Genomic DNA, 14,048 nt, shown 5'->3' with positions numbered 1-14,048 from the left:
CAAAAGCTAAAACAAATAATAAAAATTTATTATCAGCGGTATTAGAGAAGGTACGAATAAGTCCAATATTTTAATTTTCACTTCCCTATCTATGCGGCCTGTAGAGTAGTAAAAAGAACTTGTTCGCAGGTTCCCTAGTTGTTTTATGTCATAAGCCACACGCTATTAACTAAAAGCGTGTGTTATAGGTGCTAGATAAGTCATTAATAGTAAATGATATTACTACCAACCTCCTCACAGAAAGCACGCTTTGATCTTCATTAATTCGAAAGCGTGTCATTTTGATTCATTCAATCCCGTCAAAAGCCAAGTAGAAATGCCTATCTTCGATTACACTTTTGTTCAAATTCGATGAATAAATAAAACGAGGGTTTTCCTTACTCCTTTTGTGAAATATCAGATGGGCTTACTTATTGTCAATCTATAGGCAATATACCCAGTAAATAAATCTATGTTAATATATATCCATTACTTATGGGATTATTTACTAATATGAAAATTGGCTATAGCCGTATATCGACAGATGACCAAAATTTACACTTACAAAAAGATGCTTTAGCTAAAGCGGGTTGTGAAAAGTTTTTTGATGATGTTATCAGCGGTTCAAAATCAAAACGCCCAGGACTAGATGGATTAATAGAGTTTGCCCGTGAAAGCGACATTATTGTAGTTTGGCGCTTAGATCGCTTAGGCCGATCAATGAAAGATTTAATAAACCTTGTGTCTACTCTTGAAGATAAAGGTATTCAGATCATCAGCCTGAATGAGTCTATTGATACCTCAACAGGCACTGGAAAATTATTTTTTCATATTTTTGGTGCAATTGCGGAATTTGAAAGAAACCTCATAGTAGAGCGCACTCAGGCAGGCTTAGCGGCAGCTCGTGCTAGAGGACGTAAAGGAGGAAGACCCAAATCACTTAACAAAGCCAAGAGAGAGTTGGCTGTTAAGCTTTATCACGAGAAAGAAAAAACGGTGAAAGAAGTTTGTGATGTTATGGGCATATCAAAGCCAACTCTATACAAATACATCGAGGAAAGTGCTTTGTAGTACACAGTAAATACAATTTATACGGGTGGTGACTTAATGATGCAGGATCATAATGAGTTGGAAGTCGGTAAGTGTGACATTGCATTTCAGAGATTCAAGATCATAGAGCCGTACATTAACGGCACCACTAATTTAACGAGTATTGCTAAACAACAAAGTATTTCTCAAAGCACCTTAACCAGATGGGTGGCAAGATATAAAAAACTTGGGCTTACTGGCCTGTCAACAATGCAAGGCAAGAGTCCTGGTAGTAAACAAATATTACCGATTGTGAGTTTTGCTATAGAAGCATTAGCACTGCATCAGCCTCATTTATCAATGGCTTCCATACATAGAAAAATTAGTAAATTTGCACTCGCAAAAGCAATTCGCGCACCCTCATATACTTTTGTAAGAAATCAAATTCAAAATATACCAGAGGATTTGAAAATACTGGCCCATCATGGTGGTAAAAAATACGATGATATTTATGAGTTGATTTTCTTACGTTCTGCAAAAGACGCCAATGATATTTGGCAAGCAGACCACACCCTTTTAGATATCATCGTAATTGATGAGTTTCAGGAGGAGCGAAGGCCTTGGTTAACCATAATAATAGATGACAAGAGCCGTGCAATTGCAGGGTACTACCTTACATTTTCAGCCCCTTCTGCTTTAAATACTTCATTGGCTTTACGGCAAGCAATATGGAGGAAGCAAAATGAAAATTGGCCTGTATGCGGCATACCCAAGGTTCTATATACAGACCATGGGAGTGACTTCACCTCTAAACACATTGAGCAAGTTTGCGCTGATTTAAAAATAGAATTGATATTTTCATTAGTTGGCAAGCCACGAGGTAGAGGGAAAGTTGAACGTTTTTTTGAAACAATAAATCAATTACTACTTATCGATTTGCCCGGATACACTAAGGGAAAAAGAGATAAACGGGCATTGTTAACACTAGATAATCTAGAAATGATAATTAAAACTTTTCTGATTAAACAATACAACCACAACACTCACTCAGCATTGGGTATGACACCCATAGAGAGCTGGGATGAAAGTGGCTTCCTTCCACAGTTACCAACTTCACTTGAGCAATTAGATTTATTATTACTGACGGTTGCAAAGCCACGTAAAGTGAGGAATACAGGTATATCATTTTCCGCATTAAATTATCAATCACCTATGCTAGCAGCATGTGTCGGGGAAGCAGTAGTCATCAGATATGATCCCAGAGACTTATCTGAAATCAGGGTGTTTTATAATAGTCAGTTTTTATGCGTGGCCATATGCCCTAAGCTTTCAGAGGCTACTGTTAGCTTAAATGAATTACAAAAAGCAAGACGGTTACGTAAAGTTGAATTGCGTAATCGAATAAATGAACATAGAGAAATTATCGATATTCTATTGGAAAAACCTACACCTGTACCGATAGTGAAACCTAAATCCAAGCCTAAACCATCAATTCAATCAACGTTGAAGCTCTATGAAAACGAATGAAATAGATTTTTTGGTAACTAAGCAATATCGACTATTCGTTGAATTTTGCACGGCCTGTCGAAGAGATAAATACATTGGTATTTGTTATGGCCCTCCTGGCGTAGGAAAAACTTTATCGGCAAGAAATTATTCAAGATGGAACGATATTGGTCAGCTTGACCCCTTTTCTGAAAAGTCGCTATACACCACTGATTTATCAGATAAAAAGACCATTTTTTATACAGCTCCAGTTTCTAATTCACCTAAAAGACTTGATGATGGGTTAAACGATTGTTTATTTAAGCTTAGAGCCGCAATGTTTTATGGCGATGATAATGACAACCAAGATAAAGTGAATGATGGGTGCGAGCTCATGATCGTCGATGAGGCCGACCGTTTAAGCCTTCCAAGTTTAGAACACCTTCGAGATAAATATGATCAGGGTAACTTCGGTTTAATCGTAGTTGGCATGCCTGGATTAGAGAAAAAGATGGCGCGCTATCCGCAGTTTTACTCAAGAGTAGGGTTTTCTCATGCTTATAATCCATTATCTGATGAAGAGATGGAGTTCGTGCTGAGACATCATTGGGAAAAGCTGGGACTATCATTGAGACTAGATGATTTTACGGACAAAGAGGCTGTTTCGAGTGTTATTAGAGTGACAACTGGCAACTTTAGATTAGTTAACCGTTTGTTTTCACAAATAAAACGAATCATGGCAATCAATGATTTGAGTTCTATATCCAAAGAAGTTGTTGAATCGGCTAGACGCTGTTTGGTAATAGGAGTTAATTGAAATGCCAACTGCAAACCAAATTAAGCTGTTTAATGGTGATCAGCGGTTATTTCTAACAACAGAAGAAAGGCATAGGTTTCGTAATGCTGTAGCTTCACTAGATACTATTGAACGATGCTTTTGCAGGACATTGTATTATACGGGTTGTAAGATTAGCGAAGCTCTAGTCATTTATCCAAACCAGGTTAATATTCGTCAAGGAACGATACGTCTTGGGGGTAATCAAAAAAAATTGCGAGAAAGGCTAGTACCAATACCGCAAATATTTAGTATTGAGTTGCAAGTATATTTACTTGCAAATATCACCGCAGAGCATCGTCCACTATGGTCGTTTTCAAGGATCACAGGTTATAGGTACATTAAAAAAGTCATGAGAAAAGCAGGTATCGAAGGTGGGTATGCAACTCCCAACGGGTTGCGTCACAGCTTTGCAATTTCTTGCTTAGAAGTTAACCCGAGAGTCCCTATTAAATTTATTCAACAGTTACTAGGCCATAAATCTATTGACTTAACGTTAAGTTATTTAAAAGCAGAACAATCTGTTAACTACGATCAGTGCATGACTCAGATATGGGAGAGCATATAACACTCAAGTGGATAACAAGAGTTATTGGCTCATTTATCGACGTTAGAAGTGGCTCACCTATTTGTGCTACTCACAGGTTATTATTTCAAATTAAAAAAAACAAAGGATTCATATATACAAGCTATATATTCGAATGCGACCAATATTAGGCGCCACGGCCAACCTGCGAATATATCCCGTATCTTATTCTCCACCAGCGAACCATTTGCCCTCGCTAATGTGTTCACGATAAAAGATCAGCGATTACACATTGAGTTGAAAAATGATTGATGAAAAACTGAGCAGGACGCAGATATTAGTCAGAGATGTTAGGTAATAATGCCTGAGGCAGGCTTTCTGTATAACGACGATTCGCCTGCCATAACGTTTTTAGCAGCCATGTAAAGCTGAGTAAAAATATTACCGCAGCCACCATCAGCAAGGGGTGCTCTAGATCTTTAGCGAAGAAAGACAAATAGAGCGTTGCCAATGCTGCACTATGCAATTGAAACTGCCATTTTGAGTCTGAAACAGGCAGCAGCTGCCTCATATTAGGAAGACGCATAAACGCATCCGTATCATCTATGCATGCTCGTTGCAGATGTAGGAACATCAGAAAAGGAACAATTTTTTGTAACATGCCTAACATGATCGACACGACAAATCCTAGACCAAAACCGAATCCTAACAGAAGATGAAACTGCCCTTGTTCGATCAGTAAAAATACGCTCAGCTTATTTAATACATACAGCAAACACAACACAATTAAGTTTACGAAGGAGAGCTGCCAGAATCGAACCGTATAATCCTTCAATTTGCGTTTTCGTCGGTACAGTAAGTTGAGAGAGTAAACGCCATAAGAGCTGACAATTAACGACAACAAAAGCAGAGCACCACTTGAAACAGAGTCATTAGCAAACGCGGCAACCGCAAGAGTTATTACCAGCAGGATAGGACATCCTCTACAAAACCAGCGCGAAAACGCAGGCGCAACGTGGAACATCGGGATGACCTGAAAGCTGACTCCCATGATCAGCAATACTCCCCAACCTACCAAACCCAGTAATGCATGATTGTTTGTTCGCTCAAAAGAATAACCTACCCACCTCAGATCCATATAAGTAGAGAGCTGCATGACACCGAACACTACCGTAATCAAGAGGCACAGAACCGCTAGGCGTAAACAAAATACTGAATCACCGCCTTTTTTAACGCGTAGCAGTGCCAACCCCATAGCACTAAGAAACATAAGGAAAGCCCCGCCAAGCAAAGGCAGCGCCATATAAAAGAAACTCTTCTGCATAAACAGAAAACCAAGTGAGAGACACAGCGTTCCTGAAACAAGACCTGCTCTTATCCAAGGAGACAACGCCGTCGCCGCGGGCACCGGGTGGCTACTAACAACAGGAAGGACTTGTATCATTGCCCCCATCATAATCATGGCGCCGAAACCGAGGGTCAACAGGTGTACCGTAGCTAGCATTGCAGGATGCCAGCGAGAACCTATCATCTCAGGATAAAGCAGTAATAGCAGAGCCGCTAACATGCCAAACCAAGGGGCTAAGAGAAAGAATCCCATTGGTGTTCGGAATTCCGGCACGTTATCCAACGAGATCCCTGCGGTATTCATGATGACTCCTCTTGGCTTGCGGCCTGAAGACAGAACTCACCTAGTAATTGATCATCTTGTGGCCAGATATAGATAATCACGTCGCAGACACCGAGCTCAACACAGTGATAAGAATATCCCATTTTCTGTAAGAAGCTGTATAGAGGTAATGGGCGTCTGCGATGAAAGACTCTGATGGCTGTATCTGTACTCAGTTGCTGGAGTTCATTCAGAATAACCGACATAGGCTCTGGTGGTTCAAGCTCACTAACATCCATATGTATCAAATGTGGCATAATTTGAATGACTTATAGGTCGTTCATACTACTGATAACAGCAGCAGTATCCGGCAACATTTGCTGCGTCATTGGATAGAGAATCTGTTCTTCCTTCATGTTGTGCTGCTGCATTAAAATCATCAATGTTTCGGACAAACCAAGATAGTTGTCCGCATCTTTTGCTTGAAGAGCCTGAGTCATTGATTCAACCATGCCCCTCATCTGCTGATGCTCAACCCGCATAACAGACGTTGGCCCGCCAGTATTGCCGCTCACTTCTTCGAAAGCGAGAAAGAGGTGTTCTTCTTCATTAGTAAAGTGGATTCCAAGATCCCTACTAAACACAGCCATCTGTGCTGATGCCTCACTCCAGTTCTGTTTTGAAACGGCTTCCTCTGCTGCTGCAAAGCTTTCATCACAGCAACGATGCTGCTGGGTCATATACTCAACGATATATGTCATTTACCAACTCCATAACGTTCACAAGCATTATTAATCAGGTTCATTCCTGACATCTTAGCAAGGTGCCAGTTCAGAATGATTTTCTTAATAACTCAGATAATAATTTCTGAATTCTCACCGTGAAATCATTCGCCTTTATTAGCAGAATAGACGGCACAATTATTGTGCTTATATTTTATCTAAGCGACTCACAACCACAAACCTTATTTGAAAAGACCATCAAAATACTCAATGACTTTAGCAGTATTTTTATTTTTTTAGGCAACGAATTCAAATAAATAATAGTAAACAATTGATAACTACCCGCTATATATTTTTTATACCCGCCCTTTCAGAAAACAGCGCTCCTCATTCATTGTCAGCAACCCCAACAAAAGAAGCAGCCCTAGAGCAACAAAGAAACTGCATTGATTTGAATTCATAGGGTATTCAACGGCCAGCATAACGGAATGACAAGGGCGCCATAGAATAAAAAATAACTATTAAAGACACCAAGGAAGCACAACGCTATGCAACAGGCTGAGTATGGTTTTATAATCCATAGACGACTACATAAATCGTTGAAAATGGAACACTTATTAAAACAAAGTATTTCAAAATAGCATTAATGATATTTTTGCTACTCACGTTAATCATAATATGGGTTGGTTATACCTTCCCGTTGTTACCACTGATTGAGTCATATATAGACCCTAAAGCATTAGCTGAATGGGTCAACCAGAATGGTTTTTTAGGTATTTCGAGCTTTGTTATGCTAGGTGCAATTGCTGCTGCCATAGGGTTACCAAGGCAATTAATTGCCTTGATTGCGGGTTACAGCTTCGGGTTACTACAAGGCATATTATTAGCGATCAGTAGTATTAGTTTGGGAGCACTCTTAACATTTTGGTTTGCTCGTTTTTTTGCACGCCCCTGGGTCCAGCGACGCTTTCCTGAGGCGACTTGCAAAATCGATAATTTCATTACCGAACAACCCTTTCTAAAAATTCTTACCATTCGCTTTCTTCCCTTTGGAACCAATATGCTGACGAACTTAGTCGCAGGGACGACCAAACTATCTGCCATGATATTCTTCAGCGCTTCATTTTTAGGTTTTTTGCCGCAAAGTACACTTTTTGTCATGGCTGGTAACGGCCTTAATATAAATTCGAGTAGTCAAGTCATATTAAGCACTGTTCTGCTGGCATGCTCAGCGCTACTTACCCTATTAATCTATAAACAACATAAACATCACCCGCTCCAATGATTCGATCAATGAAAATACGCATAGCAACATGCATTTTGAGCATCCTATTCCTCATCGCCATAGCTATTACATTGCTTACCAGCTCAGAAACAACAGGGCACAGAGTGTTTATCAATGGGAATATCATTACTGTCGATAAAAACAACAGCATAGTAGAAGCAATATCTATTCGAGATGGAAAAATAGAGGCACTTGGAAGCAGCGACCATATAAGAAACCTAATCCAGAAAGACACTCACGTTACAGATTTACAGAGCAAAACGTTACTCCCAGGTTTTATCGATGCGCACAGCCATTTTCCTGGTTCTGGACTTACCGCTATCTCGGCCGACTTGAGCTCCCCACCTACAGGGAAAACGGCTAACATCAACCAGTTACTTGAAAGCATGCGCTCCCAGGTAAAAGTAACACTGCCAGGAAAATGGTTATTAGGCTTTGGCTATGATGACTCATCTCTCGCAGAAAAACGTCACCCTACAAGGCTAGAATTAGATAGCATTTCTAGTAAGCACCCGATTTATTTGTGGCATAGTTCCGGCCATATGGGGGTAGCTAACAGCCTAGCTTTACAAAAAATTGGTATCACCGAAAACACTCCGTCTCCTACGGGTGGAGTAATTGGACGACATGTAATTACAGGCAAGTTAAATGGATTGCTTCAAGAAAAATCTGCTTTGTCACTCACCACATTATTACAAGATTTTTCATTTACCGACTACTACCGAGTCTTCCGACATGCTCGTGATGAATATTCCAAAAACGGTATCACTACAGCACAAAGCGGCGGGATTGGAGTTAACCTTACTCGCGCACTTTATTGGGCCAGCCGACTTCGACAGATCCCCTTTCGAATGGTTGTTTTTCCCAATCATCAAGGATTCGGGAAAAAGCTATTAGAGGGTGACTATCAACAGTCTACTTTTAATACTGAGCATTTTTACTTGGGGCCGATAAAAATCATTGCTGATGGCAGTGTTCAAGGACGTACTGCATTTTTAACAGAGCCTTTCTATAAAAACCCGCCATCACAACCAAACTACAGAGGCTTCCCTTCCTTTAATCAAACAGAACTCCGCTCTATTGTAAGCGCCTATCATGATGCAGGGTTTCAATTAGCTATTCACGGAAACGGCGATGCTGCGATAGACCAGATAATCAGTGCCTTTGCACAAGCGCAAAAACGCACTCCTGCAACGGACCCGAGGCTTATTCTTGTTCACGCACAAATGGCTCGAATCGATCAACTTAGAAGCATGCAAACCTTAGGCATTACTCCCAGTTTTTTCCCTACACACACCTATTATTGGGGTGAACAACATATCGAATCTTTTATGGGCCCCGTAAGAGGACCTATGATGAGCCCTACCGGTTCAGCAGCATCATTAGGACTTAAATTCAGCGTACACACAGACGCTCCCGTCACTCCAATCAGCCCATTACAGTTACTGTGGAGCACAGTGAACAGACAGTCATTGAGTGGTCACACCATTGGCGAAGAACAAAAAATTTCTACGATGCAGGCGATACGCTCAATGACTATTGATGCAGCGTGGCAAGTGTTTCAAGAAAAAAATAGAGGCTCAATAGAGCGAGGAAAATTTGCTGATTTGGTTATATTATCAGGCAATCCTCTAAAGAACCCACAAAGTATCAGGCAACTAAACATATTAGAGACCATCGTTGGAGGCGCTACTGTCTATAAGGCAGACTAAACAGATCATCTTTTTGCCTAAGCGTTGTTAACAATTTTTGCACGTTGCTCAGCCATCCCCATCGCCAGCACATAAGGATCATGTGTCTGTTGGCGAATAAAGTCTTGTTTGCAACTCAAACCCTGCCAATTAATGTTTATCAAAGCTTGCGCTACGGCGCCACCCAAGGTATTACCAGGGCCAAGGATAATAATCCTATCTGGAGCAAACTCCTTGACGGCAACCTCCACAGCCTTAGAAAAGTCATATGGTTGATAAACTTGATGACCCAGAGTGTATTGGTACAGCGATTCAGTATCCGTACTATAAGGATGCCAGATATGCCCACGGCCATCTATCAACGGTATATTTGGCGCAGCAAACAACTGAGAGCCTAAGACCTGTCGAGCTTCATCCGAAATCGATTTTAACAAAGGTGTGTGAAACGCTGCATGGTTATGCAGACGCAAAGGAAAACGCTCTTGCTCTAATGGCAGTACTTCCTGCAACTGCTCTAGTGCCGCTTCATTACCACCAAATACCAACATGCCGCCCAATTCAATTGATACATACAGCTCAGCCTCAGACTGTTGGTTAATGACCGCCATTAGCTCAAGTAGTTGCTCGTGACGCCCTGGAATTCTACACCAGTTTTCATCCACCAATGGGTAGATAACTTGGCCACCGATCAAGCTCTGATGCATCATTGTGCCCATCGTGTTAATCACTTCAATGGCTGCCGATTCCTTTAGCGCCTGCGTAGCAGCCAATGCAATGTACCAACCCATAGAGTTTCCGGTCATTGCCACTACATCAAACTGTTGAGAATCAATACTAAGAAAGTCTGCATAGGCACAAGCATGTATCAGCGGTGAAGCATTATCCCCCTGTGTATGCTCACGCATAGCATATTTTTCTCGGCCGTCCAGCTCACTCACTGACACTTGCCCTAGGCTTTCTCGGTATGCATCGATACGGTCAATGAACGCAGACGTTTCACTATTTTTCACCGCATGAAAGCGCTGAAAATAACCCAACTCTTCTTTGTTATATGTGCCACGGCCAGGACAAATAACCAATGCCTTTTGTTTCATCTTATTATTCTCCAAGTCAGCAGACTACGCAGTTTTCACATTGATAACCGTGGACGGTTGCTCATTGTTTCTCAAACTTTCACCCAGCAAGTCTAGTGCCGCTGCTAGAATAGTTTCCTTACGCGGTAAAGTACTGGTTGCAGCCCTTCCCAAAGGGATAAAGCTATCTTCAGCCGTCAGTCGCTTCATTTTTAACGCCTGCGCTTGCTCCTTATTTTGCAACTGTTCATGTACCATAGTCACTAACGCTTCACTGATAGAGCCAGTGCTGCGGCATTCATCAACAATCAATAAATGCTGGCACGGAGCAATCGCTTCAGCCAACTTGTCTTCGTTCAGTGGAGCCAACCAGCGCAGGTCGATAATACGCAATGCAATACCATATTCATCTTCCAAGACCTTGGCGGCTTGGCGGGAGAGATAGTAACCGTTGCCATACGTGAGAATGCACAGTTCTGTTCCCTCTCCGTGCTGCCCAAACTCTCCCGGTTGAATCAACGTAGACTTAGCCTGCTCGGGTGGTAGGTAATTATTGGTCCATAGGCCGTCACCCTCGGTATGCAGGTCTCTAGTCATATACAACGCTATTGGCTCAATAAATACCACCACTCGCTGCTCTTCCTGCGCTAGCTTCACGCACGCACGCAGCATCTCAACTGCATCAGCACCATTCGATGGACAGGCGATTACTAACCCTGGAATGTCACGAAATACCGCCAATGAATTATCGTTATGAAAGTGCCCACCAAAACCTTTTTGGTAAGCCAGTCCTGCGACACGAATAACCATGGGGTTGGTAAATTGACCATTTGAAAAGAAGCTTAGGGTGGCTGCTTCACCACGAATCTGATCTTCTGCGTTATGAACATAAGCTAGAAACTGAATTTCGGGTATTGGTAAAAATCCGTTATGAGCCAAACCTATCGCAAGACCCAAGATACTCTGTTCATCAAGCAAGGTATTAATCACACGATGCTTACCGAAACGCTCTGATAATTTTCCTGTGACATTATAAACGCCCCCTTTGGGGCCGATATCCTCTCCTGCCAAAATGATGTTGCTCTGTTCTAGCATCAAATCAGCCAACGTCCAGTTAATCAGCCGCGCCATATGTTGCGGCTCACTAAGTAAACGCTGCTCTCTTGCAAAAATCGCCTGACGCGCCTCAGATGTAACTGATTCAAACACCGGATATGGCTTCTTGGGTGGAATCAACGCTTCGATAACTTGTGTCGATGTACTCAATTTGGGGCGAGTGATCACCTGTTCTGCAACCCGTGCCGTTCGCTCACGCATCACTTCATAAAGATCACAGACCTGCAAAGTACTCAATACGTTGTTTTCAATTAACAATCGTGCGGTATGTAGTAAGGGGTCCTGAGACTCCGCCGCTTCGATCGCATTATTCGCCATGTACGCAGTCTGGGCATCCGAGCCCGCATGCCCCATCAAGCGTACCGTGCGCATATGCAAGAAAACTGGCTTCCTGTGATGTCGAGCATAAGAAGCCGCTTCACGAGCTTTCTGATAAGTGTCTAGCAGATTTAAACCATCGCAGAAAATATATTTCAACCCCGGCCGATGAGCGAAATTTGCTGCAATCCAGCCATCAGGCGTCGTAGTAGAAATGCCGATGCCATTATCTTCACATACAAATACCAACGGCATCGGTACATCTTGGTACGCGGTCCATGCCGCCGTATTGAAAGCACCTTGTGCCGTCGAATGATTCGCCGAAGCATCACCAAAACTACACAAAACCACACCATCGTAAGGCAATTCAGCATCTAACTTCATACGTTTAGCCAGTGGAATGCTGTAGGCTGCTCCAACGGCTTTAGGTAGGTGAGAGGCAATCGTACTGGTCTGTGGTGGGATATATAATCGCTTACTACCAAGCACCTTATGCCGGCCACCAGAAACAGGATCATCTGCTGAGGCGGCAAAGGAAAGCAGCATATCCTGTAAAATCGTCTCTCCCGGCAATTGTTTACTGCGCTGAATCAGAAAAGCCGCATCCCTATAATGCAAAAACGCCATATCACGATAATCGAAGGCCTTTCCAATGGCTGCGTTACCTTCATGACCTGAACTTCCAATCGTATAAAATGCTTCGCCTCTTGCCTGAAGCAACCTCGACTGTAAATCTAAGTGGCGACTCATCAGTTGCGATTCAAATAGCTCCACCAGCTCAGTTGGCTGCATACCTACATCTGTTAACGTCACCGGGAGATGGCTTGCAGGGAGATCCCCTTCCAAGACTCGTCGGGTAAAATTTTCGTCAACCACTTTTGCTCGATTTTGCATACAGCTCTCCTGAGCTCTCCCGCACCCGCGGGACTTGTTCACCAGAAAACCAACAACTTCCCAGCCTCACAATTAGCCGCTAAAAGCCTGCAACCCGGTTTGCGCACGCCCTAAAATCAACGCATGAATATCATGTGTACCCTCGTAAGTATTAACGGCTTCAAGGTTCATCATGTGACGAATAACATGGAACTCATCTGAGATACCATTTCCACCGTGCATATCGCGAGCCTGGCGGGCAATATCCAGAGATTTACCACAATTATTACGCTTCATCAGTGAGATCAACTCAACGGGACACTTTTCGGCATCCATCAAACGGCCCATCTGCAAACACCCCTGAAGACCTAGGCTAATTTCAGTTTGCATATCAGCCAACTTTTTCTGAATCAATTGATTAGCCGCTAACGGACGACCAAACTGGATCCTATCCAGCGAGTATTGACGAGCAGCGTGCCAGCAGAATTCTGCCGCACCAAGGGCCCCCCAAGCGATACCGAAGCGAGCTTTATTGAGGCAACCAAATGGCCCAGCAAGTCCCTGCACACCTTCCAGCAAATTCTCATCAGGTACAAACACATCATCCATAACTATCTCGCCGGTTATTGATGCTCGCAGCGAGAACTTCCCTTCTATCTTAGGCGCACTCAGCCCCTTCATGCCTTTTTCCAGAACAAAACCACGGATTACGCCTTCTAGCTTTGCCCATACAACAAATATATCTGCAACTGGCGAGTTAGTGATCCACATTTTTGCGCCTTTGACGATATAGCCGCCATCAACCTTAGACGCGCGAGTTTTCATGTTATTAGGATCAGAACCAACATCTGGCTCGGTTAGACCGAAACAACCAATCCATTCGCCAGACGCCAGCTTAGGTAGGTATTTCATCCGTTGAGTTTCATTACCGTACGTGTAGATAGGATGCATTACTAAAGAAGACTGCACGCTCATTGCTGAGCGGTAACCACTATCAACTCGTTCCACTTCACGGGCCACTAGCCCGTAGCTCACATAATTAACCGCTGAACCGCCATACTGCTCAGGTAAAGTCGCGCCCAATAAACCCAAAGCACCTAGTTCAGGCATGATTTCAATATGAAAAATCTCATGACGATTTGCATCTAAAACCCGCGGCTGCAGCTTACCTTGACAATATTCATGTGCAGCATCACGAATCATTCGCTCCTCTTCAGTAAGCTGTCCCTCAAGATTCATCGAATCACACCAATCAAATTCTAGCTTCTTTATCTGGCTCATTGTTTCTATCCTTTTACCAACTGTATTGGCATGCAGGCTAAGTGACGAGAGGATTATTACGGTAAGTTCAGTGTCTAATTTGATACAACAAGAAGCAAACAAGTAAATGTAATGTCTTGGCCAAGATAAATTAATCCTCGCCATGAGTTATTATACGAACGCTAACTTTTGTGGGTGGGCATTTATTGGTAAATAAAATGCGGGATGGGAGAGTAGCGATATAAAA

12 protein-coding genes are annotated in these 14,048 nt (G+C 42.6%); 6 read left to right on the top strand and 6 right to left on the bottom strand.

Annotated elements, in window-relative coordinates; translation table 11 throughout:
- Window positions 1–492 precede the first annotated feature (492 nt).
- Genes QZZ55_RS18800 through QZZ55_RS18785 form a run of 4 tightly spaced genes read left to right on the top strand, consistent with a single transcriptional unit; the run spans window position 493 to window position 3,896 of the window.
- Window positions 493–1,050, top strand: coding sequence for a recombinase family protein (locus QZZ55_RS18800; RefSeq protein ID WP_293268962.1), 558 nt, complete (start codon window positions 493–495; stop codon window positions 1,048–1,050).
- 36 nt (window positions 1,051–1,086) lie between these two features.
- A complete protein-coding gene (locus tag QZZ55_RS18795; RefSeq protein ID WP_293268961.1) occupies window positions 1,087–2,535 on the top strand; it encodes a Mu transposase C-terminal domain-containing protein in 1,449 nt (482 codons plus the stop codon).
- On the top strand, window positions 2,522–3,310 hold the full coding sequence (locus tag QZZ55_RS18790) for an AAA family ATPase (RefSeq protein ID WP_293268960.1): 789 nt from the start codon (window positions 2,522–2,524) through the stop codon (window positions 3,308–3,310). The genes QZZ55_RS18795 and QZZ55_RS18790 overlap by 14 nt, the downstream gene beginning before the upstream one ends.
- 1 nt (window position 3,311) lies before the next feature.
- On the top strand, window positions 3,312–3,896 hold the full coding sequence (locus tag QZZ55_RS18785) for a site-specific integrase (RefSeq protein ID WP_293268959.1): 585 nt from the start codon (window positions 3,312–3,314) through the stop codon (window positions 3,894–3,896).
- 295 nt (window positions 3,897–4,191) lie between these two features.
- Here the strand turns inward: QZZ55_RS18785 and QZZ55_RS18780 are convergent, their stop codons facing one another.
- The 3 genes from QZZ55_RS18780 to QZZ55_RS18770 are packed head-to-tail and all read right to left on the bottom strand — an operon-like array spanning window position 4,192 to window position 6,224.
- Window positions 4,192–5,505, bottom strand: coding sequence for a hypothetical protein (locus tag QZZ55_RS18780; RefSeq protein WP_293268958.1), 1,314 nt, complete (start codon window positions 5,503–5,505; stop codon window positions 4,192–4,194).
- Window positions 5,502–5,780: a DUF2249 domain-containing protein gene (locus tag QZZ55_RS18775; protein WP_293268957.1), complete on the bottom strand. Its 279-nt coding sequence runs from the start codon at window positions 5,778–5,780 to the stop codon at window positions 5,502–5,504. The genes QZZ55_RS18780 and QZZ55_RS18775 overlap by 4 nt, the downstream gene beginning before the upstream one ends.
- Window positions 5,781–5,792: 12 nt before the next feature.
- The gene (locus QZZ55_RS18770; RefSeq protein WP_293268956.1) at window positions 5,793–6,224 is read right to left on the bottom strand and encodes a hemerythrin domain-containing protein; all 432 of its coding nucleotides are present in this window, start codon (window positions 6,222–6,224) and stop codon (window positions 5,793–5,795) included.
- A gap of 661 nt (window positions 6,225–6,885) precedes the next feature.
- Between QZZ55_RS18770 and QZZ55_RS18765 the strand changes: the two genes are divergently transcribed.
- Together QZZ55_RS18765 and QZZ55_RS18760 are read left to right on the top strand one after the other, a co-directional pair.
- Window positions 6,886–7,470, top strand: coding sequence for a VTT domain-containing protein (locus tag QZZ55_RS18765; protein ID WP_293268955.1), 585 nt, complete (start codon window positions 6,886–6,888; stop codon window positions 7,468–7,470).
- 8 nt (window positions 7,471–7,478) lie between these two features.
- A complete protein-coding gene (locus QZZ55_RS18760; RefSeq protein ID WP_293268954.1) occupies window positions 7,479–9,182 on the top strand; it encodes an amidohydrolase in 1,704 nt (567 codons plus the stop codon).
- A 17-nt stretch (window positions 9,183–9,199) separates the two neighbouring features.
- On the opposite strand, the gene QZZ55_RS18755 is transcribed toward QZZ55_RS18760, so the two are convergent.
- The 3 genes from QZZ55_RS18755 to QZZ55_RS18745 form a co-directional block, all read right to left on the bottom strand.
- Window positions 9,200–10,255: an ACP S-malonyltransferase gene (locus QZZ55_RS18755; RefSeq protein WP_293268953.1), complete on the bottom strand. Its 1,056-nt coding sequence runs from the start codon at window positions 10,253–10,255 to the stop codon at window positions 9,200–9,202.
- Between the two features lie 24 nt (window positions 10,256–10,279).
- Window positions 10,280–12,562, bottom strand: coding sequence for a thiamine pyrophosphate-dependent enzyme (locus tag QZZ55_RS18750; protein ID WP_293268952.1), 2,283 nt, complete (start codon window positions 12,560–12,562; stop codon window positions 10,280–10,282).
- Between the two features lie 72 nt (window positions 12,563–12,634).
- Window positions 12,635–13,822: an acyl-CoA dehydrogenase gene (locus tag QZZ55_RS18745; RefSeq protein ID WP_293268951.1), complete on the bottom strand. Its 1,188-nt coding sequence runs from the start codon at window positions 13,820–13,822 to the stop codon at window positions 12,635–12,637.
- Window positions 13,823–14,048 lie beyond the last annotated feature (226 nt).

The sequence above is a fragment of the Neptunomonas sp. genome (assembly GCF_016744175.1).
In the GTDB taxonomy this organism is placed as follows: domain Bacteria; phylum Pseudomonadota; class Gammaproteobacteria; order Pseudomonadales; family Balneatricaceae; genus Neptunomonas.
Note: the sequence above shows the minus strand (reverse complement) of the source record. Positions and strands in the feature narration are given on the sequence as shown.